Source organism: Actinomycetota bacterium, from assembly GCA_036280995.1.
Lineage (GTDB): Bacteria > Actinomycetota > CALGFH01 > CALGFH01 > CALGFH01 > CALGFH01.
This window is the reverse complement of the sequence record DASUPQ010000550.1, coordinates 1-22687: the sequence shown is the minus strand read 5'-3', so window position 1 is coordinate 22687 and position 22687 is coordinate 1. Positions and strand designations below refer to the sequence as shown.

At 71.8% G+C, this 22687-nt stretch carries 22 protein-coding genes; 12 read left to right on the top strand and 10 right to left on the bottom strand.

All coding sequences use genetic code 11. From position 1 onward, the window contains the following. Positions 1 to 695: 695 nt before the first annotated feature. The 4 genes from VF468_18565 to VF468_18550 all read right to left on the bottom strand — a co-directional run bounded on the left by VF468_18565 (position 696) and on the right by VF468_18550 (position 3761). Positions 696 to 1316 carry an isoprenylcysteine carboxylmethyltransferase family protein gene (locus VF468_18565; GenBank protein HEX5880294.1) on the bottom strand — a complete coding sequence of 207 codons (621 nt, stop codon included), beginning with the start codon at positions 1314 to 1316 and terminating at the stop codon, positions 696 to 698. Between the two features lie 279 nt (positions 1317 to 1595). After that, on the bottom strand, positions 1596 to 1976 hold the full coding sequence (locus VF468_18560) for a VOC family protein (protein HEX5880293.1): 381 nt from the start codon (positions 1974 to 1976) through the stop codon (positions 1596 to 1598). 244 nt (positions 1977 to 2220) lie between these two features. Then, positions 2221 to 3000 (bottom strand): methyltransferase domain-containing protein, encoded by a 780-nt coding sequence (locus tag VF468_18555; GenBank protein ID HEX5880292.1) that lies wholly within the window; start codon positions 2998 to 3000, stop codon positions 2221 to 2223. Between the two features lie 152 nt (positions 3001 to 3152). Then, positions 3153 to 3761 (bottom strand): GNAT family N-acetyltransferase, encoded by a 609-nt coding sequence (locus tag VF468_18550; protein HEX5880291.1) that lies wholly within the window; start codon positions 3759 to 3761, stop codon positions 3153 to 3155. Between the two features lie 577 nt (positions 3762 to 4338). Here VF468_18550 and VF468_18545 point away from each other — a divergent pair. Genes VF468_18545 through VF468_18525 form a run of 5 tightly spaced genes read left to right on the top strand, consistent with a single transcriptional unit; the run spans position 4339 to position 9869 of the window. Further along, positions 4339 to 5127 (top strand): phosphosulfolactate synthase, encoded by a 789-nt coding sequence (locus VF468_18545; GenBank protein HEX5880290.1) that lies wholly within the window; start codon positions 4339 to 4341, stop codon positions 5125 to 5127. Between the two features lie 33 nt (positions 5128 to 5160). Further along, positions 5161 to 6051: a hypothetical protein gene (locus tag VF468_18540; protein HEX5880289.1), complete on the top strand. Its 891-nt coding sequence runs from the start codon at positions 5161 to 5163 to the stop codon at positions 6049 to 6051. Next, complete coding sequence (locus VF468_18535) at positions 6048 to 7409, top strand: adenylosuccinate lyase family protein (GenBank protein HEX5880288.1); 1362 nt, start codon at positions 6048 to 6050, stop codon at positions 7407 to 7409. Before VF468_18540 ends, VF468_18535 begins: the two co-directional genes overlap by 4 nt. Continuing rightward, on the top strand, positions 7406 to 8386 hold the full coding sequence (locus VF468_18530) for a pyridoxal-phosphate dependent enzyme (GenBank protein HEX5880287.1): 981 nt from the start codon (positions 7406 to 7408) through the stop codon (positions 8384 to 8386). The genes VF468_18535 and VF468_18530 overlap by 4 nt, the downstream gene beginning before the upstream one ends. Further along, on the top strand, positions 8370 to 9869 hold the full coding sequence (locus VF468_18525) for an argininosuccinate lyase (GenBank protein ID HEX5880286.1): 1500 nt from the start codon (positions 8370 to 8372) through the stop codon (positions 9867 to 9869). The genes VF468_18530 and VF468_18525 overlap by 17 nt, the downstream gene beginning before the upstream one ends. Here the strand turns inward: VF468_18525 and VF468_18520 are convergent. After that, positions 9832 to 10257: an OsmC family protein gene (locus VF468_18520; GenBank protein ID HEX5880285.1), complete on the bottom strand. Its 426-nt coding sequence runs from the start codon at positions 10255 to 10257 to the stop codon at positions 9832 to 9834. The two genes, VF468_18525 and VF468_18520, sit on opposite strands and share 38 nt — an antisense overlap. A gap of 37 nt (positions 10258 to 10294) precedes the next feature. Here VF468_18520 and VF468_18515 point away from each other — a divergent pair, with 37 nt between their 5' ends. Beyond that, positions 10295 to 11719, top strand: coding sequence for a DUF1116 domain-containing protein (locus VF468_18515; GenBank protein ID HEX5880284.1), 1425 nt, complete (start codon positions 10295 to 10297; stop codon positions 11717 to 11719). Here VF468_18515 and VF468_18510 read toward each other — a convergent pair. From VF468_18510 to VF468_18495, 4 genes are read right to left on the bottom strand one after another with little or no spacing between them, the layout of a single operon-like run. Continuing rightward, positions 11698 to 12861 carry an MSMEG_0565 family glycosyltransferase gene (locus VF468_18510; GenBank protein ID HEX5880283.1) on the bottom strand — a complete coding sequence of 388 codons (1164 nt, stop codon included), beginning with the start codon at positions 12859 to 12861 and terminating at the stop codon, positions 11698 to 11700. The genes VF468_18515 and VF468_18510 overlap by 22 nt on opposite strands. Beyond that, complete coding sequence (locus VF468_18505) at positions 12858 to 14402, bottom strand: protein FdrA (protein ID HEX5880282.1); 1545 nt, start codon at positions 14400 to 14402, stop codon at positions 12858 to 12860. Before VF468_18505 ends, VF468_18510 begins: the two co-directional genes overlap by 4 nt. Then, the gene (gene arcC / locus VF468_18500) at positions 14399 to 15361 is read right to left on the bottom strand and encodes a carbamate kinase (GenBank protein ID HEX5880281.1); all 963 of its coding nucleotides are present in this window, start codon (positions 15359 to 15361) and stop codon (positions 14399 to 14401) included. The genes VF468_18505 and arcC overlap by 4 nt, the downstream gene beginning before the upstream one ends. 40 nt (positions 15362 to 15401) lie before the next feature. Next, on the bottom strand, positions 15402 to 15974 hold the full coding sequence (locus tag VF468_18495) for a cupin domain-containing protein (GenBank protein HEX5880280.1): 573 nt from the start codon (positions 15972 to 15974) through the stop codon (positions 15402 to 15404). 117 nt (positions 15975 to 16091) lie between these two features. On the opposite strand from VF468_18495, the gene VF468_18490 reads away from it, so the two are divergent. The 6 genes from VF468_18490 to VF468_18465 all read left to right on the top strand — a co-directional run bounded on the left by VF468_18490 (position 16092) and on the right by VF468_18465 (position 21451). Continuing rightward, the gene (locus VF468_18490) at positions 16092 to 17426 is read left to right on the top strand and encodes an FAD-dependent oxidoreductase (protein HEX5880279.1); all 1335 of its coding nucleotides are present in this window, start codon (positions 16092 to 16094) and stop codon (positions 17424 to 17426) included. 339 nt (positions 17427 to 17765) lie between these two features. After that, a complete protein-coding gene (locus VF468_18485; protein ID HEX5880278.1) occupies positions 17766 to 18251 on the top strand; it encodes an MSMEG_0572/Sll0783 family nitrogen starvation response protein in 486 nt (161 codons plus the stop codon). A 19-nt stretch (positions 18252 to 18270) separates the two neighbouring features. Next, on the top strand, positions 18271 to 18957 hold the full coding sequence (locus tag VF468_18480) for a hypothetical protein (GenBank protein HEX5880277.1): 687 nt from the start codon (positions 18271 to 18273) through the stop codon (positions 18955 to 18957). Further along, complete coding sequence (locus VF468_18475) at positions 18954 to 19814, top strand: amidohydrolase family protein (GenBank protein HEX5880276.1); 861 nt, start codon at positions 18954 to 18956, stop codon at positions 19812 to 19814. Before VF468_18480 ends, VF468_18475 begins: the two co-directional genes overlap by 4 nt. Next, on the top strand, positions 19798 to 20949 hold the full coding sequence (locus VF468_18470; protein HEX5880275.1) for an MSMEG_0568 family radical SAM protein: 1152 nt from the start codon (positions 19798 to 19800) through the stop codon (positions 20947 to 20949). The genes VF468_18475 and VF468_18470 overlap by 17 nt, the downstream gene beginning before the upstream one ends. Next, complete coding sequence (locus VF468_18465; protein ID HEX5880274.1) at positions 20906 to 21451, top strand: MSMEG_0567/Sll0786 family nitrogen starvation N-acetyltransferase; 546 nt, start codon at positions 20906 to 20908, stop codon at positions 21449 to 21451. The genes VF468_18470 and VF468_18465 overlap by 44 nt, the downstream gene beginning before the upstream one ends. Here the strand turns inward: VF468_18465 and VF468_18460 are convergent. After that, positions 21448 to 22350 (bottom strand): AIR synthase related protein, encoded by a 903-nt coding sequence (locus VF468_18460; protein HEX5880273.1) that lies wholly within the window; start codon positions 22348 to 22350, stop codon positions 21448 to 21450. The two genes, VF468_18465 and VF468_18460, sit on opposite strands and share 4 nt — an antisense overlap. Positions 22351 to 22687 lie beyond the last annotated feature (337 nt).

Sequence of the window (22687 nt, the reverse complement as noted above, 5' to 3'; positions counted from 1 at the left end):
AAGGTGATCTGCACCGTGGGTCGTCCTCGACGGCGCTTGGACTGTCGCACCTCGCTCATGCCCCGAGCCTACTACTTCCACAACCAATCTCTAACTCAAGACACTAGAGACTGCCGGTCGGTTCTCACTCCAGGATATTGCGGCCCCGATGCTCGCTCGTGGCCTGGGTGGCCTGCGGCTTGCACAGCGCTCAGGCGGTCCTAGTCCGCGACTACCTGGAGTAGCGGCGGGGGCCAGCCGCCCTCGCTGGCAATCCCTGTGGCAATCCGGTTGTTAGTCACGGAGCCGCCCGCGATGCCACTGGTCAGACGGTGATCCCGATCCGACCTGCGGCGATGCTTCAGAGCGTCACCAGTCGGACGGGCCGTGTCGCACTTCTAATCCGTAAGGTGCAGGTTCGAGTCCTGCCAGGGGCGCCAAAAGCCCAGCTCAGAGGCCTGCAGCGTCAGTCGTTGTTGCCTTGCCGGCCATGCTGGTCATTCCTTCGGCGTCGACCTTGGCAATGATCGCCATGCTGGGACGCGCCGCCGGACAATCGCGGTTCCCGAACCGCCAGCCAACAGCGAGGACCGCGCCGCTTCGTCGCGGAAGTGTGCCCAGCCGGCAGATAGATCGTGGGCGGCACGACCTCGGCCGTCCATCGACGGGGATAGGAAGCGGCGCAGCTCAGCCAGGACCTCGATGAGGGGCGGAGCCTACGCCGACCATGTGCCAGGGCGGTGACGCCCGATCCTGGGCAGGAAGCGTCCTGTCCGTGCGGCGTACTTCGCATAGGCGTTTCCGTGCACGCGGTGCAGGTAGGGCTCCTCAACCAGGCGGACCTGGAGCTCAAGGGCAGCAAGGAACGCGACCAGCATGGCCGCCGCAAGCAGGTTGGGAACCAGCAGGGCCAGGCCGATGGCGGTGGCGGCCGTGGCGGTGAAGATCGGGTTGCGGACCAGCCGGAACGGCCCGCTGGTGACCAGGGCGGTGCGGGCGGCGGGATCCACGTCGGGGCGCCAGGAGCTACCCATGGCCAGCTGCGCGGCCAAGGTGGCGGCGATGCCCAGGACGGCCAGCACGGCGCCGGCGACCCGGACCGGGGTCCGGTCCAGGAGGGGGATCGGGTCCAGGCCGGCAAGCTCGGCCAGGGGGGCAGCCACGACGCAGGCGAAGCCAACCCCCGACAGCAGCCGGGCCCACCACTGCGGGGACCCGGGTCGGTCCCGAAGACGGGAGGCGCTGGCCTCACCGGTGCGCCGGACCTGGATGAGGGTGCGCAGGCCAGCCACCAGCAGCAGCCAGACGGCGATCAGGACCAGGGCGAGGACGGCCATCGGCGGCTCCGCTTGGTGACGTGCTTGGTCCGTGATACCAGGCCCAACGTGAACAAAGGCTGCAGTCTCCCAGTCGACCGCGGCGCTGCCGTGCAGGATGCTCCGCCCGCTCGGGTGGCTGGTCCGGATGGCAGCTCACCAGACGTCGCCAGATGGAATCGCTGGTCACCGATGGACTCGACTTCTGACCTGAGCTGCGCAGCCAGCACGCTTCAGCACCCGGTAGAGGCTGAGCACCAGCCTACGGATCTGGTCTCAGCCGTTTTAGTTCGGTCGCGGTCAGCGGGGCTGCAGCACATCCGGGGCTGGCTCCCACAACTCGACCCGGTTGCCTTCGGGGTCGGCCAGCCAGGCGAACCGGCCGGCGCCTTCCTCCGTCTCCTGGCTGTCGATCGCGACCCCGGCCGCGCGGAGCTGGGCCACCATGGCGTCCAGGTCGCGGACCCGGAGGTTGAGCATCCACGCCTGTTCGGGGCGGCCGAAGTAGTCGGTGTCGGCAGGGAACGGCGCGAACACCGTGGGGCCACGCTCCTGCCACCAGAGCGTGTCACCACCCTTCAGCTGGTTGTCGATCCCCAGGTGCTCGGCGTACCAGCGGGCGAGCGCGTCGGGATCACGGGCGCGAAAGAACATGCCGCCGATACCGGTGACTCGTTCCATGAGCTCCTCCGATGGCGGGGGTGCCGGTCGTGGCCGAAGGAGCGCCGGCGGTCGTCCTGCTGGTCATTCCACCACGCGCCACTCCGCTGGGCAGGCACGGTATCAGCCGGACGACACACTGGACTTGAGCAGCAAGAACGGCACACCTACAGCGATTGCTTTGCTTGCTCTCCCGTCATTTCCGGCCGGCCGCGGTCCTCCAGGCGGTCGAGGTGTTCCTGGCCACGATCCAGCCGACCGCCGCTCAGCCCGCCTTGGTCGCGCAGAACAGGTAGCGGTTGAGGCTGAAGAAGGCGTCGGTGCCCAGCGACCGCAGGTCGGCCGCCCACGCCTGGACCTCCTCGGCGGTCAGCCCGTCGCGGCCGACGACGAAGCCGGCCACGAGGTCCAGCAGCCCCGCGCTGTAGGTGGCTGGGTCGAAGCCGACGTTGCAGAGCGGCACGACCTGGGGTGGCGCCACCTGCAAGCCGGCGCGCTCCAGCCATCCCCGTAACCTGCGGGGCAGATGCGGGTCGACCAGGTGCTGCTCCCAGGCAGCCAGCATCCGGGCCATGCGCTCCTCGTCGCTGGAGTGCCAGACGATCGAGTCCCAGTCGGTGTCCAGCACCAGCACCCGGCCGCCGGGGCGCAGCACCCGGGCGATCTCGGCCAGCGCGCCCGGCCCGTCCTTGACGTACTCCAGCACCTGGGTGGCCACGGCGACGTCGAAGCTCGCCTGGGCATAGGGCAGCCGGTCCGCGCCGGCCTGGCGGAGCTCGATTGGGGCGCTGTTGGGCTGGGTGGTCCGGGCCCGGGCCAGCGCGAGCATGCTGTCGCTGATGTCGATCCCGCAGACCAGCCCGTCGGGGCCGACCGCGGCCGCGATCTCGGCCGCCAGCAGCCCGGGACCGGTGCCGATGTCGATGACGCGCTCGCCTGGACCCAGCCCCAGCGCCCCCAGCACCGCCTGGCGCTGCTCGACGACATCCGGGGTCATATAGGTCGCCTCGACCCTGCGCGAGGCCTCAGCGTCGAACTGCAGCATGCTGGCCACCTGCCTCCTCCTGTCGTGGGCGCTTGCCGGCACAAGGATCGGCAACGCACGCTGAAGACCCTCTTGGGCCAGCGACGGTCGCCCCTCGACCTGCCATTGGCGCCTGGCTGACTTCCCAGCTGCCATCCCCACCGACGGGCCCGCTATCCGCCGCCGGGCTCTCGCCACATCGTCCACAGGCGAGGCCCGTTCGGCAGGTCAAGCTCCTCTCGCACCTCGAACCCCTGGCGGCGGTAGAGCGGCAGGTTGCGCTGGTTGGTCGCCTCCAGATACGCCGGCGCGCCTTCGGTGTCGCAGCGGTCGAGCACCGGCCGCAGCAGCGCGGTGCCAAGACCGTTGCCCTGCCGGGCGGGCGCAACGCCGATGTACGGCAGGTAGTAGTGGGGGGCGCCGGGATGCTGCTTCTCGACCATGGCCGTGGCCCGAAGCACGCGTGGCAGTCCACGGCCGAATGCCTTTGCGATCGATGGTGCCCGGCGCAGCAACTCGGGTGGCGGCACCTGCCAGTGTCCAGGTGGCGCCCACACCGTCACCCCGGCCAGATCCTCGATCGTCCAGACCTGCTGGTGGGGCATGAACTGCCGCAGCTCCCCCGCAAAGAACCGGGTGAGCCCCTCCGGGCGGCGGCGCTGATCCGGGAAGAAGTAGGGGCCCCATACAGGGTCGTCGCAGAAGGCCGCTGCCAAGAGTGCGGCGAGTTGTTGCAGTTCGTTCGTCCTGGCTCTGCGCACGGTGCTGGACTGCCTGTTCACGATTCTCTCCGCTCGCCATTCTGCTGCTCAGCCTCGCCGCCAGGCTGGCGTAGGCGATGTGCCCGAAGAACTGGCCGACCCCCGATACGTCGGCGCGCCTCGGCCTTGAGCGGGGCGGCGGTGTCGCCACCGATCCGTCTGGCCGCTAGCAGGGCGTCGGCGCCACGCGCGCTGCACCGCCGCGGGACGCCGGTCGTGCTTCTCCACATCGTGCTGCCTGTTCAACATCGCCCTCCTGCTCGTTATCGGCACGACCGACGCTAATGGACCGTCGGCGGTGTGGCTTCGGGAGAAGCTCCCAGCAGCGGGCCAAGGGGTATGGGGAGTTCTATGCAGGCGCGGTCAGTGCATGTTGACGAACATGGCGTCTGGATCTTTGAGGGTGCCCCGGACGAGCTGGAGCAGCGGCGCCCGTGTGGCGTGATCGCCGACTGCCTGGCCACCGGCCGCTCGGCCTCCGAACGCGGGCGGGCAACTGTTGCATTGCGGAGGAGTTCGTCGCGCCTGTCGAGGCGCTCAGCGCCCGAACCGCCCTCGGTTTCACTACTATCCATGCGCCTTTACAATAGAGAACGCGATGCGACCCGACTTCCTCCCCGTTCCAGACCGGACCGCCAAGCCGCGTTCGGTTGGGCTCACCCACGTCCTCGACAAGGGGATGGCCCCTCCGGACGTGCGCGTGCTGGTCGACCGGGCGGGGCCCCTGATCGACATCTGGAAGTTGGGCTGGGGGACCGCCTACCTTGAGCCAGACGTCGGCGAGAAGGTCGCGATTCTGCAGAGCGCGGGTGTTCGGGCCTGCGTCGGAGGAACCTTGCTCGAGGCCGCCTGGGCCGCTGGCGTTGCCGAGCAGTGTCTCGCGTGGGCGGTGGAGATGGGGTTCCCCTGCGTCGAGGTGTCGAACGGGGCGGTCGCGATGCCGCTGTCGGAGAAACGGCGGCTCGTCTCCGTAGCGGCCCGCAGGTTTCTCGTGATCGCCGAGGTCGGGTCCAAATCACCGACGGCCGAGGTGTCCGGGAAGGCGTGGGCCGAGGAGATGTGCGGCGACCTCGACGCGGGCGCCACCTGGGCGCTGGCCGAGGGTCGTGAATCGGGGACCGTGGGTCTGTACGAGGACGATGGCCGGATCCGCACCGAGGTGGTCGAGTTCGTGGCGGAGGCCGTGGGGCTCTCGCGGGTCGTCTTCGAGGCCCCGCGGAAGGAGCAGCAGGCCTGGCTGATCCGGCGCTTCGGCGCCAACGTCAACCTCGGCAACGTCACCCACAACGAGGTGTTCGCCGTGGAGGCCCTTCGCCTCGGCCTTCGAGCCGACACCATCGCCATGGCCGCCCCGGGGAGCGTGAAGGATGCCACGGCCGACGCGTGAGCCGGGAGACAGGGGGGTCATGGGGGTGGGGTGGTGAGCCGGGTGGCCAACCTGATGCCGTCGAGGTACCGCGAGGTGGCTGTCACCAGCGTGGACCTGCCGCTGGTCGCGGAGCGGCTGAGGGAGCGCTTTCTTGGCCGCGAGGCGTACCGGCGGACGCGTTACATCGTCGTCCGCGGCCGGGATGGCGTCGCGCTGCTCAAGGTCGCGAAGGCTTCGGAGGAGCCGCTGTTCTCACCGATCACGGACGTCGAGGTGCTGGCCGGCCCCGACGAGTCCGCCTGGCTCACCAGCCCGGAGGTGGATGCCGGCGTGCCCACGCAGATCTGCCGGGAAGCCCTCGCGGCCGCCCCGGACGCGCGCTGCGTCATCGTCCAGGGCCGGTACGAGCACGTGAGCTTCATCCTCGATGCCGAGCCGATCCGACTGCGGGTCGTTGAGGTTGCGCCGCCGCATCCCCCCAAGCTGCTCGACCAGGCGCGGCGCGTGCTGGAGGTGGCCGAGGATCTGCCGCCGGTCCAGCTCGTGCCGGAGGTCGTCGACATCGTGGCGTTGGCCCGGCAGCGCCCCTCCCGCCGGTATCTCTACCCGTGCCGCGGCTCGGGCGCCGCGCCCGAGGGCAGTGAGGTCTTCTACCTCGACGAGCGGCCGCCACGGCGGGACTGGGTGCTGGTCGGCTGCGAGCGCTCCCGGGAGATCCACCGCCACTTCTACGGGGACGACCCGCCGTACCTGGAGATGTGCCCACACGAACTGGTCATCCCCGGCGGCGGTCCCGTGCTGACCAAGTGCTGCCAGCTCGAGGACAGGATCGAGCGGGACGGCCTGGTGGTGCGGGTGCCCTGGGGCGCGACCCTGGCTGAGGTGCGAGCCGGCATCGAGACCATGGTCGCCGCGGTCGAGCCGACCTGGGCGCCGTCGTGATCGACTCCACCCTGTACCGGCACCTGTGGGGCACCGAGGAGGCCAGGGCGATCCTCGATGAGTCTGCCCGGCTGCGTTCCTGGCTGGCCATCCTGGTGGCCCTGGCCGATGCGCAGGCCGAGCTGGGCATCGTGCCAGCCGAAGCCGCCCAGGCGATCCGGACCGGGGCCGTGGCAGATCGGCTCGACCTGTCCTTCGTGGCCTCCGAGACGCGCCGCACCGGCCATTCGACGCTCGGGCTGATCCGCGGGCTGCAGCGGATCCTGCCGGCGTCGGCGGCGGAGTGGGTCTACTACGGCGCCACGGTGCAGGACCTGACCGATACCTGGACGGCGCTGGCGATGCGGTCCGTGGGGTCGATCCTCTGGCGTGACCTCCGCACCGTCGAGGGGCTGCTGCTCGGGCTGGCCGAGCGCCACCGGCACACCCCGATGGCCGGCCGCACCCACGGCCAAGGGGGCTCGCCGATCACCTCTGGGCTCAAGGCCGCGTCGTGGGCGGACGAGATCGGCCGTCACCTCGAGCGGCTGGGCCAGGGCGCCTCCCGGTGGCTGGTCGGGCAGCTCGCCGGCGGCGTCGGGACACTGGCCTTCTTCGGCGAGGCCGGACCGCAGCTCCGCCGCCGGTTCTGCGAGCGGCTCGGCCTGGTCGACCCTGGGATGAGCTGGACCACCTCCCGCGACCGGCTCGCCGAGTTCACCACCCTCCTCGCTCTTGTCAGCGGGACGCTCGCGCGGATCGGCAACGAGGTGTACCAGCTCCAGCGATCCGAGATCGGCGAGCTGCGCGAGGCCTCCAGGCCGGGCGCCGTCGGCAGCATCACCATGCCGCACAAGCGCAACCCCGAGACCGCCGAGCATCTCGTCACCCTGTGGCGCCTGGTCCGTGCCGCGGCCGGGACGACGCTGGAGGGCATGGTGCAGGAGCACGAGCGCGACGGCCGCGGATGGAAGGCCGAATGGGTGGCCTTCCCCGAAGCCTGCCAGTTCACCGTGACCGCGCTCGACCTGGCCAAGCGGCTGCTCGAGGGGCTGGAGGTCGACGAGCGGCGGATGGCGGGCAATCTCTCGGCCCACGGGGGCTTCGCCGCGTCGGAGGCGCTGCTGGCGGCGCTGGCCCCTCGGGTGGGCAAGCACCGGGCGCAGGACCTGCTCCAGCGGGTGCTCGACGAGGCCCGCCGGCAGGGCCGCTCCCTCGAAGCGGCGGCCGCCGGATCAGAGATCGCCCGCGAGATCACGCCCGGCGAGCTCCGCTCGCTCCTGGAGCGGCCGCGGACCGGGGCGGCGGGTGCCATGGTCGACGAGGTGGTCCGGCGGGCACGGGAGCGGCGCGCCACCGAACCCGAGTCATGGCCGTGAGCGGACCCGCGCGGTACCCGCTGGCGGTGCTGCCCACGCCCCTGCAGCCGGCCGTGCGCCTGTCCGCCGCCCTGGCAGGTCCTCCGATCCTGGTCAAGCGGGACGACCTCACCGGGTTCGCGCTGGGCGGCAACAAGGCCAGGAAGCTCGAGTACCTGCTCGGGGACGCCCTGGCCACAAGATGCGACGTGCTGCTCACCGGGGGTGGCCCGGACTCCAACCACTGCCAGGCGGCCGCGGCGGCCGCCCGGGTCGCCGGGCTCGCCTGCGAGCTGGTGCTCTACGGGGACGAGCCACGGCAGCCCCGCCTGAACCTAGAGCTGGCCAGGCGTTCCGGCGCGAGCGTGGCGTTCACCGGCGACCCCGACCGATCCTCGGTGGACGACGCGCTCGCCGACCGCGCCGAGCGGCTGCGGGCCGCCGGCCGCCGGCCATACGTCATCCCGCGCGGCGGCGCGACCCCGCTCGGCGCGGTCGGCTACGCGTTGGCCGTCGACGAGCTGGTCGGGCAGCTCGCGGAGCTGGGCACCGACCCCGAGGTGGTGCTGGTGGCGACCGGCTCGTGCGGGACCCAGGCCGGTCTCGTGGCCGGGACCGTGGCCGCCGGCCGCCGCTGGCGGGTGGTCGGCGCCACCGTGAGCCGGCCCCCGGCCGAGTGCCGTGACCGGGTGCTCCGGCTTGCCTGCGGATGTGCCGCCCTGCTCGGGTTCCCCGCGCCAGAGGAGCAGGACGTGGAGCTGGTGGACGCCCGCGGGCCGGGGTACGGCCTGCCATCGGCGGACGGCGACGCGGCCGCCGGCCTGGCCGCCGCGACCGAGGGGCTGCTGCTCGACCCGGTGTTCACCGCCAAGGCGATGGCCGTGCTGGCCGACACCGTCGGGACCGGACGGTCGGGCCCCGCGGTGTTCGTCCACACGGGCGGGATGCCGGTGGCCCTGCAGTCGATCGTGAGGAGGTGCGGTGACCGGCAACGTTGAAGAGGGGTTCTCCGAGTCGGCCCCGGCGCCGGAGCTGATCGAGGCCGGCTTCGCCCTGGAGGTCGCGGACGCCCCGATGCTCCATGCCGGCCTCAACCTGGCGGACCTGGCGCACGTGCTGGCGCTGCGGGACCAGCGGGTGATCCCGGCCGACGCCGCCGGGCGGCTCCTCGGCCTGCTCCTGGAGGTGTCCGGGTGGCCGGCCGAGCGCTTTCCCTACGACCCCCGCTACGGCGACGCCTACAACTCGCGGGAGCGGTTCTTCGTGGAGCGCCTCGGGCCGGACGCCGGCTGGCTGCACGCCGGCCGACCGCGGCGCGAGGCCGGGCGGATCGCATTGCGCATCTGCCTGCGGCGCATGGCCCTCGAGCTGATGCGCGACGCCGCGGGGTTCGCGGCTGCGGTGGCGACCCTGGCGGAGGCCACCGCCGAGACGTTCATGCCCGACCAGACCTACCTGCAGCAGGCGCAGCCGTCGACGTTCGGGCACTACGTGCTCGCCTTCGCCTATCCCGCGCTGCGCGACGCCGAGCGCCTGCGCGACGGCTTCGACTGGGTCAACCGGAGCCCGGCCGGGGCGGGCTGCGTCAACGGCAGCCGCCTGGCACTGTCGCGAGAGCGGACGGCGAGGCTGCTGGGCTTCGAGGGAGTCATCGACCACACCCGCGACGCGATGTGGCAGACCGACGGGTTCGTCGACCTGCTCGCGACCGGCGCCAGCCTGGCCTCGACGCTCAGCAAGCTGGCCGAGGACCTGGAGATCTGGGACAGCCGGGAGTTCGACTTCGTCTCGCTGGCCGGCCCCTACACGCGCGCGAGCGTGCTCATGCCACAGAAGCGCAACCCCTACGCGCTGTCCATCGTGCGGGGCGCGGCCGGCGTCCTCCTGGGGCGACTCTCCGGGTTCCTCGGGGTGGTGAAGACCCCATCGGCCCGCAGCGACAACCTGATCTTCGCCTACGGCGAGGTGCCTCGGTCCCTGGAGCTGGCCGGCAAGGTGACCCGGCTCATGACCGGCGTGGTCTCCACCCTCCGGGTGCACCCGGAGCGGATGTGGGAGACGCTGTGCGCGGGCTTCTCCCAGGCCACCGACCTGGCGGAGTACGTCATGCAGTCTTGCGGGATCGACTACCGCAGCGCGTACGTGCTGGTCGGCGCGGCCGTCCGCCAGGCGAGCCGCCAGGGCCTACGTGGTGTCGATCTCACCGGTGCGATGCTCGACGAGGCGGCCACCGGGACGATCGGCCGCGGCCTGGGCCTCGCCGGCCGGGACCTGTCTGAGGTGCTGGACCCGAGGGCGATCGTTCTCACCAGGACCTCCCTGGGCGGAGCCGCCCCGGAGGTCGTGCGGCGCATGGCCGCCGACCAGGCCGCGGCGGCCGCGGCGATCCGCGACCGGGGCGCCAAGGCGCTCGGCGCCCTCCACGACGCCGAGGCGGCGCTGGTCAGCGCCGCGGAGGAGGTGGCCCCTCGCCGTGGCTAGCCACCGCGGGCTCCACCCGGTACTCGATCTCGGGCCGCCCCCGGATCGTGTTGGAGACGTAGCTGGTTCGGATCGCCTGGTCGAGCACGGACCGCACCAGTTCGGGCTCGCTGGACGTCGCCTCCACGATGATGCGGTCGAAGCCGGCGCCCCGGTACTCGCCCCGGACGCGCAGGCGCAGGTCGGGCAGCTCCCGCCCGCGCTTGCGCGCCACGTGCGCCACGGCCAGCGTGAAGCATGCGCCGAGCGAGGCCAGCAGCAGCTCTGTCGGCGTGGGACCGGTGTCGGTGCCGCCGACCGTGGTCGGCTCGTCCACCAGCACGTCGAAGCCCCGGATCGGGACTCTGCACCGGTATCCGCCCTCCCAGGAGGCAGTGATCTCCAGCATGGCACTTGAGTCTAGCTCCCCAGCTCCTCCGGGGCCGTTGTCGGCTCCCCTGCCCGAGCACGTGCGGGCGGTGAACGTCGGCCTCCCGCTGTTCGGTGAGGCGATCCGGGCCCAGGGGGCGGAGGCGGTGGACGTCGACTGGCGCATCCCGGCGGGAGGGCAGGACCGCCTCGTCGTGGCGCTGACCCGACTCTGCGGACGCCACGCCGAGCGGGTCGACCAGGCAAACCGCGAGGCGGTACGCCGCCTGGACGAGGGGGTCCCGGTACTGGTGGAGGTCGGGCCGGCCACCGATTTCGTGCCTGCGATGGGCCAGCGGACGATCCTGCACCCCGGTCCGCCGCTTTCGTGGGAGCAGTTCTGCGATCCGCTTCGACGCTCCGTCCTGGCAGCCGTCATGGCCGAGGGCTGGGCGGCGAGCCTCCAGGACGCCGAGGCCCTGGTCGCCGCGGAAGGGGTGGAGCTCGAACCGGCCAACGACCACCATGCAGTGGTCCCGATGGCCAGCGCCGTCGGCCCCTCCGCACCCGTCTTCGTCGTGGAGAACCGCTCGGGCTCCAACCGCGCCTTCTCCGGCCTCAACCAGGGTCCCGGCAGGACACCGTGGTATGGAGTGGACGCACCGGAGGCGGTCGACCGGCTCCGCTTCCTCCGCGACGTCGCCGGCCCGATGCTCGCCGCCACGGTGCGCCGATGCGGGCCGGTCGATGTGCTGTCGCTGGCCGGCCAGGGTCTGCAGATGGGCGACGACGGCCATATGCGCACCCAGGCCTCCACGAACCTGCTCATCCGCCATCTGCTCCCGCACCTGGCCGAGGTCGGCGGGCCGGCCCTGGTGCCGGTGGCCCGCTTCCTCTCCGAGAACCACCTGTTCTTCCTCAACCTGGTGATGGCGGCCGCCAAGACCCTGACCGACTGGGCCAGCGAGGTCGCCGGCGCCAGCGTGGTGACCGGGATGGCCCGTAACGGCACGACCTTCGGTGTGCGCCTGGCCGCGACGGGGCGACGCTGGTTTGTGGCGCCCGCCCCGGCGGTGGAGCAGGCCCTGTTCCACGCCGGCTACGGACCGGCGGACGGCGCACCCGACATCGGCGACAGTGCGGTGCTGGAGCTGGTGGGCCTGGGTGGGGCGGCGGCGGCGGCCTCTCCGGCGGTCGCGGCGTTCCTGGGCGGCGGCATGGCCAAGGCGGTTGCCGCGACCGAGACGATGGGACGCATCTGCCTCGCCCGCAGCGCGCGGTTCAAGCTGCCCTTCCTCGACCAGCTCGGGTCGCCCGTGGCCGTGGACCTCCGCAAGGTCGTCGAGACCGGGATCACCCCGTCGATCAACACCGGGATCCTGCATCGGTCCGCCGGCAGCGGCCAGGTGGGCGCCGGCGTGGCCAGCGCCCCGCTCGCCTGCTTCGAGCAGGCCCTGCTCGCGCTGGACGAACGCCTCGGTCAGGAGGCGAGCCGGCGGTAGATCGCGGCGTGCTGCTGGGCGCAGCGCCGCCAGGTGAACCGTCCGGCCACCCTCGGGCCGCGGCGCCCGAGCCGGTTCCGCAGCTCGGGATCTGACGCCACGCGGACCATGACGTCGCCAAGCGCGCCGGCGTCTCCGACCGGCGCCAGCAGCGCGTCCTGCTCGCCGAGGAACTCCCGGAACACGGGGATGTCGGTGGTGACGGTCGCCAGGCCGGCCGCGAGCGCCTCGAGCAGGGCCAGGCCCCAGCCTTCCTTGTGGGAGGGGAACACGAACGCGTCGGCCGTGTGATACCAGCGGGGCAGCTCCTCATCGGGAACGGTCCCGAGCACCACGACCGCCTCGCCGACGGGGACGCCGAGCTCGGCCGCCCGGTCCCGCACCCGCTGCCGGTAGGCCTCGTGGTCCTGGAAGGAGTGGCCACCAACCACCGCGAGCACGGGCGGCGGGCTGACCACGGTCCTGACCTTGGCGAGCGCCTCCACCAGCTCCATGCTGCCCTTGCGGGGCTCGATGCCGCCCACCGTCAGGAACAGGAAACGGCCCCTGGCGCCGATCCGCGCTCTGAGGTCGGAGCCGTCGGCCGACGAGGGCCGCGCGAACCGCGGGCCGTCCACGCCGTTGGTGACCACCTGGGCGTCCACGCCGAACTCCTCACGCAGGCGTCGCTGCCAGTCCCGGCTCACTACCAGGACGTGGTCCGGGTCGAGGATCGAGTGGCGCTGGCATTCCACCAGGGCCTGGGTGACGAAGTCGTCGACGTGGTGGACGGTGCGGATGACCGGGAGGCCGTCCGGTCCCGCAACCGCCACCCCGGCCCGCGCGGCGATGCAGTCCTGGGCGTGGACCAGGTCGAACCGGCCACGCAACCGCGCTGACAGGCCGGCGACGAGCATCTCCATCGAGGCCGCCACCCGCTCCTCCAGGCTGCCGTCCCGGCCGGGGCCGGGCAGGATCGTGTGTGGCGCCCGCAGGGGCCGGAAGAAGCCGGCCTCGGGGTCGCCGAGCGCGAACACGTGCACCTGGTGGCCGAGGTCGTGCAGGCTCTCCGCCAGGTGGAGGGTGTGCACCACCCCGCCCCTCGGCTTGGTGGAGTAGGTCAGCATCGCGACCCGGGGGCGGGTGGGCCCGAGCCCCGTCATTGGCGGCGCGCCTCGGCGACGGTGGGCTGCCGGCGACTGAGTGCGGCGGACATCAGGGCGGCCCGGGCCCCCGTCGGGGCGAGCAGGCAGCCGGCCTCCGCGAGCCGGCCGCGCTGGTCGGCGAGCCCCTGCGGGTCGGCGTCGGTACCGAGAACGTAGGCCACCACCACCGGCCCGCCGGGTCGGCCCGTGGCGTCGGCACAGGCGGGCGCCAGGACCGCCGCCGGGTCCGGGTGCGAGCCGTGGCCGAGCACGACGTCGAGGAGGACCACGGCGGTCGAGGGATCGTCCGCCTCCCGCCGGATGTGCTCGACTCGCGCCGCCGGGTCGAGCATCGGGTGGGGCCGGCCCCGGGTGAACTCCTCCTCGCCGAGGTCGAGGCAGACGTGCGCACCGCCCGGGGCCGGCGTGGCCCACTCTGGCCGCAGCGGGACGTTCGAGTACACGGGGCCGAGCTGCCGGCTGAGCAGGACCATGGCCTCGTAGCACAGGGTGCCTCCGGAGAACAGGCCCCGGACCGCCAGCCGCTGTGGATCGAGCCCGGCAGCGGCCCGCCGCACCGGCTCGGCCAACCCCTCACCGGGTCGAGGCGCGGGCGCGCCGAGCAGCCCCACCGCCGCCGCGGCAGCCTCCTCCAGGGTCCCCACCAGCCGAACCTGCCGCGGAGCGGGCAGCGGCTCCCGCAGCCCGACCAGCGCGGCGACCGTCGGCTTGCCCCCGAGGTCGGCCAGGAGGGACTGCGCGACCGCCCGAGCCGGCGGCTTGGACACCAGCACCAGCACCTCGGTCGCCGGGTCCGCCTCCAGCGCCCGCACCGCCAGGCGCGTCATGCGCGCGCCGACCTCCCCATGGAGGTCGCGGCCGCCCACCCCGACGACCGAGGACACGCCGGGGCCCCAGCGGTCCAACAGCGTCATGACCTCCTGCGCCCCGGTTCCGGCGGCGGCGACCACGCCGACCGGTCCCCGTCGCAGCACGTTCGCGAATCCCAGGCCGACGCCACCGAGCACCCCGGTGCCGGCGCCGGGCCCCATCACCAGCAGGCCGAGCCGCTCCGCCCTGGCCTTGAGCTCCACCTCGTCGGCCAGCGGCACGTTGTCGCTGAACACCAGGACATGCAGGCCGGCGGACAGGGCCTTGTGCGCCTCCAGGGCGGCGAACGGGCCCGGGACGGAGACCAGCGCGACGTTCGCGCCGCCCATGGCGGCGACCGCCTCCTCCAGCGTCCGCGGCGCCCGCTCCACACGCCCGGCCGGCGCGGGCGCCGCCGGGACCAGCGCGCTCATCCCGGCCTCCAGTGCTGCCCCGGCCTCCCGCTCGTTCCCCGCCCGGACCGCGAGGGCCAGGTCGTTCGCGCCGACGCCTCGCAGCTGGTCGGTCCCGAAGCCCTGGTCGGCGAGCTCGGCGAGGTTCGCCGGCGTCCCCATCACCGCCGCCGCCCAGCCCACGCCCGGCCGCTCGAGCATGGTCCGGGTGGCCGCCATGAGCTGCACCGAGTCCACGTAGGTGTCACCACGCGTCCGGATACGCAGCGCGGTCACCTTGGTCGCTCCGCACCCGCCGGGACCCGCCCGGGGACGACGCTGGTCCCAGCCCTCCCCGCCAGCCCGTCCAGGACACGGGTGGGGGAGGTGATGACCACCCGCTGACCTCCGGACCGGACGAAGCGGATGGCGGCCGTGACCTTCGGGCCCATGCTGCCGCGCGGGAACTCCCCGTCGGCAAGATGCTTCTCGGCCTCGTAGACGGTCATGGTGGCGATTGCCCGCTGGCGCGCCGTGCCCCAGCCGAGCCACACCTGGTCGACGCCGGTGAGCAGCACCAGGATGTCCGCGCCCAGCGCCGATGCCAGCCGCTGGGCCGAGAGATCCTTGTCGATCACCGCGTCCACGCCGCGGATCCCAGCCCCCTCCCGGGCCACCGGGATCCCGCCCCCGCCCGCCGCCACGACCACGAACCCGGCCTCGAGCAGTGCCCGGATGGCGTCGGCCTCGAGAAGGCCCTGTGGCTCGGGGGACGGCACCACTCGACGCCAGCCACGGCCGGCATCCTCGATCATGTGCCAGTGCCGCTCCCGTGTGAGTCGCTCCGCCTCCTGCCGGAGGTAGAACGGGCCGATGGGCTTTGTCGGCCGCTGGAACGCCGGATCGGAGCGATCGACCAGTGCGTGGGTGACGATCGTGGCCACGGGCCGCTGACCTGGGACCCGGCCGCCGCAGAGCGCCGCCGTGATCAGATGGCCAACCTGCCCCTGGGTCATCGCCCCCAGGACGAACAGCGGCTGCGGCGGCACCAGGCCCGCGCCCTCCTCCTGCTGGATGGCGAGGTTGCCGACCTGGGGACCGTTGCCGTGGGTGAGGACCACCCGATGGCCGTCCCGGGCCAGGTCCGACACCAGCGGCGCCAGGGCCGCCATGTTGGCGAGCTGCTGCTGATAGGTCCCTCGCTCGCCTTCGGTGAGGACGGCGTTGCCCCCGACGGCGATCACTACGGTGCTCATCTGCTCGACGTGGCTCCTCGACCTTCGCCGGGCACCCGCCTCACGTTGGGCGCGTTGTCATCCACAACGCGCGGGCGGGCTGGTCACCCGGGTTGCGCCACCGGTGGGGACGGTCGGTCCGGAACTGCAGGGCGTCGCCGGGCCGGAGGGTGAGCTCCTCGCCGCCGACCCGGAAGACGAGGGTGCCCTCCAGCAGGTAGACGAGCTCCTCGCCCGGGTGCTCCATCTCCTTGGGGCCGCTGTCGGCCCCCGGCTCCACCTCTGCCAGCGCCCCGGCCAGATGGAACGAGCCGTAGGGGCCGCTGACCCCCCGGAGCCGCAGGCCCCGTTTGGACGTCAGCACCGGCCTGCCCTCGCCCGCCTTCACGAGCGAGACCGAGGGTGGTACACCGTCCTCGTCAACGAAGTAGCTCACCGGACGGTCGAACGCCATGGCAAGCTTCATCAGCGTTGCGATGGTCGGCACCATGCCGTTGCGCTCGAGCTTGTGAATCGCGGTGGCCGAGACACCAGCCCGCTGCGACAGCTCCTCCAGCGAGAGGTTCTCCTGCTTGCGGAGCTGCCGGACCTTGGCCCCGATGGCGGCGAGCGCCTCGTCCAACTGCACGGTCATCCACGTACTCCTGGTGCGCCCTTGGCGAGCTTGAGTCCCCCAAATGCTACGATTCCCGACCTGCATTATAGAGGATGAAGCTGTACGATGATGAATCCTCGACGCCGGGGAGGTCTCATGGTCAGGCGAATCGCGGTCATCGGCGGGAGCGCCGCCGGGATGGGCGCGGCGGGCGCCGCCAAGCAGGTGGACGCCGACGCGCACGTGATCGTCTTCACGGACCAGCAGGACGTGGCCTACAGCCCGTGCGGCATCCCCTACGTCCACGGGCGGGAGATCGACACCTTCGACCGCCTCATCCTTCAGGGCCGGGAGTACTACCAGCAGCTCGGCTACGACATCCGCTACGGGACGCGGGTAGGGTCCATCGACCTCGAAGCGCGTAGGCTCAGTGTGGAGGGCGGGGACGACGAGCCGTTCGACAGCCTGGTGATCGCCACCGGCTTCGAGTACGAGCGGCCCGCCATCCCTGGCATCGACCTGGAGGGCATCTACTACGTCCGTGACATCCGCGAGGCGATGCGCTGGGACGAGATCCTCGAGCGAACCAAGGTCGCCGCGGTGGTGGAGGCGCAGCCGATCGGCGTGGAGATGGCCACGGCCCTGGCCCACCGGGGCATCGAGACGCACCTCGTCGACCCGCGCCCGTGGGCCATGGCCGACATCGCCGACCCGGACATCATGCAGCCGGTGGAGGACTCCTGGCGCGAGATGGGCGTCAAGCTCCACTTCAACACGCGCGTCGAGGCGCTCCTGGGCACGGGAAGCGTACGAGCGGTCAAGACCTCCGCCGGCGACGTTCCGGTCGACATGGTGGTGATGGGAACCAGGAAGCTTCCCAACAACCGGCTGGCCCGCCAGGCGGGCATCAAGATCGGCTCCACCGGCGGCATCATCGTCGACCAGCACATGGCCACCTCGGCGTCCGGGGTGTTCGCCGCGGGCGACTGCGTCGAGGTCCCCCAGGGGGGTACGAACATCCCTGTCCAGGGCCTGTCCGGCAGCCACGCCTACGCCCAGGGCAAGGTCGCCGGCGCCGGCGCCGCCGGCAGGTCGCGCAGCTACCAGCCGGTCTACGTGCCCTGGGGCATGGTGGGCGGCAAGTGGATGATCGGCGGCGTGTCGTTCGGGGAGACCATCGCCAGCGCGCTCGGGGTCCCCTTCGTCACAGGGGTGGCCGAGGGCATCTCCCGCGCCCGCTACTACCCCGACTTCAGGAAGATCCGCGTGAAGCTGCTGGCGGAGCCGCGCACGCTGCGCCTGATCGGCGCCCAGCTCGTCGGCGGCGAGGGCATCAAGGAGCGGTGCGACTTCCTCGCCATGGCGGCCAGAAAGGGCGTGACACTCGAAGAGCTCGCCTGGATGGAGAATGTGTACTCGCCCGCCATCGGGGCGCTGAACGAACCGATCGCGCTGGCGGCGCAGAATGGTCTCGGCGACGCGAGGAGCTGACCGTGCGATTCTTCGAATGGGTTCGGCGCAACTCCGAGATGTACCTGCTCGAGGCCGCACAGGCCGACCTGGCACGGCGCTACCTGGGCCGGCCAGGTCCGGTGGGCCGGCGAGGTCTCCAGCCGCTGCTCTGGAAGCGCCTGTTCGTGCCTGTCTACCGGAGACTTCCATGGCGGCTGCGTCACGCCGTCATCATCGGCATGCCGGGGAGCCATCGACGGTCCTGGCAACGCCGAGGACCGCCCCCGGCCGCTGCGAGGTGAGGACCAGGATCTGTCGGCGAGGCCTCAGGAGGGAGCCCGCACGAGTGTGTGGGCCACAGTTAGAGAGGATTCGGTCATGGCACAGTTCGTGGACGAGCGCGTCGACGCGGGTCAGGCAATCGTGGACTACGAGGACAAGGTCTTCGAGGACCACCAGGCGGAGCCCGGCCAGAGGGCGTGGATCTTCATCCACAGCATCCCGTTCGAGAGCTCCGTGTCGGTGGTCAACCTCCTGACCGCCACGCGGATCCGCCGCAAGGGCTTCGATACCAACATCGTCCTGTTCGGTCCCGGCTCGCTGATCGCATCCGCGACTCGCGGGTTCCCGAAGGTCGGCGACGAGGCCTTCCCCGGAAACATGAACTACAACCGGCAGCTCCAGACGTTCATGGACGAGGGGGGCAAGGTCTACGCCTGCCGCTTCTCGGCCGCGGCCCTGTACGGCATGCGCGAGTCCGACATGCTGAAGGGCGTCAAGCCCATTCACCCGCGCGACGTCCTGGACGCCGCGCTGACCGCCTGGAAGGAAGGGGCGTTCGTCCTCAACACCTGGAACATCTAGCCGGCGCCGCGTGCCCACCATGAGCCAAGCGCCTGTCGAGCTGGTCGAGCGCTGGAACCTCGCCGAGCGTCACCTGTATCCGGTCGTGATGGCGCGGCCGGACCTGTACGAGCGATACCTGGCGCTTGTCCGGGCGATGACGGACGACCTCGGGGACCTGTCGACCCCTGAGGTGCTGGCCGCCGCGTTCGGCGAGGCCGTGCCCCGGGCGGCCCGAACCGCCGCCCGCTGCGGGATCCCCACCGGGGGACTCGACCTGGAGGTGGCGGCAGGGGCGGCTTTCGCACTCCGGTACCGGGAGGTCAAGGCCGCCGCCGCCCGCGGCGCCGTCGCCGCGCGGGTCCAGGAGGCGACGGCGAAGGGGGAGCGGTGGGTCGTGCTGCAGGAGCCGCCCGGCGGGCAGGTGCCGGATCCCTTCGCCGGTGCCGTGTCCTCCCGGGTCGAGCTGCACGTCCCCACCGGCGTGGCGATCCACTCCTTCGTCGAGCTCGATCCTGATACCTACCAGTCTCGGTACGGGGTCGAAGCCGCCCGGCTGGACCCGGTCAGCGGCGAGCTGGCCAGGGACGAGGAGCCGGTCGCCACGCCGCGAACCTTCGACGACCCGGCGGCCTGGGAGCGGGCCATCGCGGCCCTGCGCCGGGCATGTGAGACCGGGCCGACGTCGCACGGGCATCCGGATCGAGCTGTGGAGGGCGACAGATGAACCAGGAGCGCGTGTCCAGCCGGACCATCGACGGCCACAGCCACATCGGCGAGATGGCCGCCTGGAAGTTCTACGACCTCGCCGAGCCGGTGAAACCGACCGTCTACGAGTTCCCGACCACCCAGAGCTACCTCCAGCACATGGACGAGCTCGGCGTCGAGCGCGCGCTGGTGCTTTCCAACTACGGCATCCCTGTGCAGGAGCAGCCGTTCTCCCTGAACGACCTTGTGCTGGACTCCGTCACGTCCTCCGACCGTCTCCGTGGGGGGCTATGGGTGTCGTTCCTCCCGCAGAACAAGGAGATGACCCTCCAGGCCCTCAAGCACGCCGGTGAGCAGGGCATCGTGGCCCTCAAGACCACGTTCCTGCTGGGCGGCAACCCCAACCCGGAGAGCTGGGACGACGAGACCAGGGAGATCGCCGAGGCCTGCTTCCGGGCCGCCGAGGAGCACGACCTGGTGTTCCACTTCCACACCAGCCCGGGGGGCGCCTCGGACCTCAACAACTTCATCCCCCTGGTGGAGCGCTACGGCAAACGGGTCAAGCTCTACCTGGTCCACTTCGGCGGCGGCGTCAGCGGCCACATCCGCCTGGTGCCGCGCTTCCTGGACTGGGTCGAGCAGGGCTACAAGGTCTATACGGATGTCACCTGGGCGGTCGGGTTCGGGGTCCGCTGGCTCCTCACCGAGATCGAGCGGCGCGGTGTCGGTCACGACCGCGTGCTGTTCGCCTCCGACGAGCCGTGGAGCGACTTCTGGGGCGAGTACTACAAGATCGCCGGCCAGCCCGTCGGCAAGGAGCTCAAGGACCGCATCCTCTACCAGAACTTCGAGGCGCTCTATGGACACAAGTGGTAGCACCCGCTCCAGTGCGGAGCTTGGGCCGCTGATCGCCGAGGTGCAGAGCCTCGGGCTGCGGGTCGAGGCGCCGATGGAGGAGGGTCGCCGCGGGGGAGCGGGCCCCGCCGACGCCGGCATGATCTGGATCGAGGGCACTCCGGTGACGTTCCCGCACGTCAGCGGGTTCGCTTCCAGTTCCCCGTACGTGCTGCAGCGCGACCAGCGCGACGGCTGGGGCGTGTACCGCGACGGCCGGCGACTGGCGAGCGCCGCGCTGCCGGCGAGGCCGAGGTTCTACGACCTCCAGACCGCCGACGGCACCCCGTACTGGAAGATCGCGCTGCTCCATCTGGACTCACTGGCCAGCACCGTGATCCAGACCTGCATCTACTGGGGGAACGCCGACCAGTGCCAGTTCTGCGCGATCGAGACGTCGCTGGAGGGCGGCCGGACCATCGCCGTGAAGAAGCCCGAGCAGCTCGCCGAGGTTGCCCTGGCGGCCAAGGAGCTCGACGGCGCGGTCGACGTCACCCTCACCACCGGGACCACCCGCGGGCCGGACAAGGGGGCGCTGTACGTCGGCAGGTGCGCGCATGCGGTCAAGCAGGCGACGGGCCTGCCTGTCCAGGCGCAGTTCGAGCCACCCGACGACTACTCGGTGTTCGAGACCCTCCGCGACCTGGGGGTGGACACCGTCGGGATGCACGTGGAGTCCTTCGACCAGCGGGTCCTCGACGAGGTCGCGCCGGCCAAGGGCAGGACCGGCGTGGAGGGCTACTTCCGGGCCTGGGAGCGGGCGGTCGAGGTGTTCGGTCGCGGACAGGTGACCACCTACGTGATCCTCGGCATGGGCGAGGACCCCGAGGTCACGGTGGAGGCCTGCAAGCGGGCTGTGGACCTGGGGGTCTACCCCTTCGTGGTGCCGCTGCGGCCCAGCGCCGGGAGCCTGCTGGAGTCGGCGCTCCCGCCCGACCCCGGCTACATCCAGTCGGTGTACCGCCGGGTCGCGCCCCAGGTGCTCCTGAGCGGGCTGGAATCGGCGCGGGTGAAGGCGGGCTGCGCCCGGTGCAACGCCTGCTCGGCGATGTCCGCGTTTGAGGGGAGGCCGCATGGAGCGAACCGCCGCACCCTACCGGTCCTTCAGCTCCACTGAGCTGGCGGCCTTGCCCGACGGGGCGGGCTGCAGGGTCGTCGCCGATGCGGCGGAGCGGGCGCTCCACATGGCCATCCGCCGCGCCGTCTTCGTCGACGAGCAGCACCTGTTCGGCGTCTCGGATGCCGACGAGCACGATCGGGAGCCCACGACCCTGCACGTCCTGGGCTTCTGGGCCGGAGAGGCGGCCGGTGCCGTCCGTCTCTACCCGCTGGCCCAGCCGGGCTGGTGGAAGGGCGACCGCCTCGCCGTGCTGGCGCCGTTCCGAAGCCACGGCATCGGCGCGCCCCTGGTGCGGTTCGCGGTCGGGACCGCATCGAGGCTCGGCGGGGTCGTGATGGTGGCGCAGATCCAGCCCGCGAACGTGGCGTTCTTCGAGCGCCTGGGCTGGTATCGCGTCGGGGATCCCGCCCTCTATGTGGGGCGGCCGCACCAGCAGATGGCCATCGACCTCCAGAATTGGTCGCAAGATCGAAGGTCGATGACCACCGCACCGGGCTAGCGCCTGGCCGCTTGACCCCGTGGTCCGAGTAGGCCTGTGACCGGCTCCTGGCGAAGGTCGATCAGCAGTTCCTCCTGCCCGCCGAGCCTGGCGCGCAGGGCGCCGGAGGCGTCGAGCAGCCCGATCTGCTCGCACGCCAGCCCCCTCGCACTGAAGGCGGCGCGGCAGGTCGACACCTCCGAGGGAAGCGCGCAAAGCAGGAAGCCCAACGACGGGAAGGCGCCCACCCAGTCGGTGAGCGACACGCCCGGCGGTCGTGGCAGGGCGTCGAGGTCGACCAGGACGCCGCATCGGGTCGGCTCCAGCAACATCGCCAGCGACCCGAGGACTCCCGCCATACTGACGTCCTTGGCCGCCCGGCAGTGATCTGCCTCCGCCAGGTCGGCGAGCAGCCGCACGTCGTCGGCGAGCGCCGCGCCGCGCTCGCGGATCGAGGAGAAGAAGGGGAAGTCCTCCCGCAACCGGCCGTCCAGGCAGGCGCAGAAGAGCAGGGCCTGGCCGGGCGCCGCATCCAAGGCGCGGAGCGGCCGCCGCGCCGTCCCGAAGACGAACGCCGAGAGCGCGGGCGGACCGGAGCGGATCGTGAGGTGACCTCCGACCACGGGCACGCGGTAGAGCTCGGCACCGAACCGCAGCCCCTCCAGTGCCGAACGAGCCGAGGACTCGTCCGCGACGATGGTGTCCACCAAGGCCTCCGGCCGTCCGCCCATCGCCGCCACGTCGTTGACGTTGGCCAGCACCGCGGCGATCCCGGCGCCGAACGGGTCGCGCTCCACGAACGGCGGCCACATGGCCTCACCGGCGACGAGCGCCTGCCGACCGTCGTGCTGCGGGAGCACCGCCGCGTCGTCCCCAGGGCCCCGATCCCAGTCCGTTGGCCCGAGAATGTCGGTCACCATGGCGATCCGCGCCTTGCCGAGCAGGCCAGGGTGGCTCCTGAAGCCGCGGACCACCTCCGCGAGCTCGCCGCCGCTCGCTCCATCGACAGGCTCGACCAAACCGCCCCCGCGCTCGTCCGCAGGCCCGATGCTGCCGGAAGTCTATACGCCCGCCGCCCTGCGCCGAGGATGGCGAAGCGAATCGCCAAGCAGACGAGCCCGGGTGCGTCGGGCGCCCTCCAGGTCGGTTCACCCGCCTGGGGGGGCAAGAAGGCCATGCGGGCTCCCTGGTGGACGATGGAGCTCCGCGAGGTCGACCTGATCGTCAGCGGCCACAACCACGCCTATGAGCGGTTCG

Excerpts from the sequence above, each read along its gene's own strand:
- VF468_18460 (HEX5880273.1), bottom strand. The coding sequence starts at position 22,350 with ATGGTGACCGACATTCTCGGGCCAACGGACTGGGATCGGGGCCCTGGG.
- VF468_18470 (HEX5880275.1), top strand. The coding sequence starts at position 19,798 with ATGGACACAAGTGGTAGCACCCGCTCCAGTGCGGAGCTTGGGCCGCTG.
- VF468_18560 (HEX5880293.1), bottom strand. The coding sequence starts at position 1,976 with ATGGAACGAGTCACCGGTATCGGCGGCATGTTCTTTCGCGCCCGTGAT.
- VF468_18555 (HEX5880292.1), bottom strand. The coding sequence starts at position 3,000 with ATGCTGCAGTTCGACGCTGAGGCCTCGCGCAGGGTCGAGGCGACCTAT.
- VF468_18545 (HEX5880290.1), top strand. The coding sequence starts at position 4,339 with ATGCGACCCGACTTCCTCCCCGTTCCAGACCGGACCGCCAAGCCGCGT.
- VF468_18565 (HEX5880294.1), bottom strand. The coding sequence starts at position 1,316 with ATGGCCGTCCTCGCCCTGGTCCTGATCGCCGTCTGGCTGCTGCTGGTG.
- VF468_18495 (HEX5880280.1), bottom strand. The coding sequence starts at position 15,974 with ATGACCGTGCAGTTGGACGAGGCGCTCGCCGCCATCGGGGCCAAGGTC.
- VF468_18485 (HEX5880278.1), top strand. The coding sequence starts at position 17,766 with ATGGCACAGTTCGTGGACGAGCGCGTCGACGCGGGTCAGGCAATCGTG.
- VF468_18480 (HEX5880277.1), top strand. The coding sequence starts at position 18,271 with ATGAGCCAAGCGCCTGTCGAGCTGGTCGAGCGCTGGAACCTCGCCGAG.
- arcC (HEX5880281.1), bottom strand. The coding sequence starts at position 15,361 with ATGAGCACCGTAGTGATCGCCGTCGGGGGCAACGCCGTCCTCACCGAA.
- VF468_18475 (HEX5880276.1), top strand. The coding sequence starts at position 18,954 with ATGAACCAGGAGCGCGTGTCCAGCCGGACCATCGACGGCCACAGCCAC.
- VF468_18520 (HEX5880285.1), bottom strand. The coding sequence starts at position 10,257 with ATGCTGGAGATCACTGCCTCCTGGGAGGGCGGATACCGGTGCAGAGTC.
- VF468_18465 (HEX5880274.1), top strand. The coding sequence starts at position 20,906 with ATGGAGCGAACCGCCGCACCCTACCGGTCCTTCAGCTCCACTGAGCTG.
- VF468_18490 (HEX5880279.1), top strand. The coding sequence starts at position 16,092 with ATGGTCAGGCGAATCGCGGTCATCGGCGGGAGCGCCGCCGGGATGGGC.
- VF468_18510 (HEX5880283.1), bottom strand. The coding sequence starts at position 12,861 with ATGACGGGGCTCGGGCCCACCCGCCCCCGGGTCGCGATGCTGACCTAC.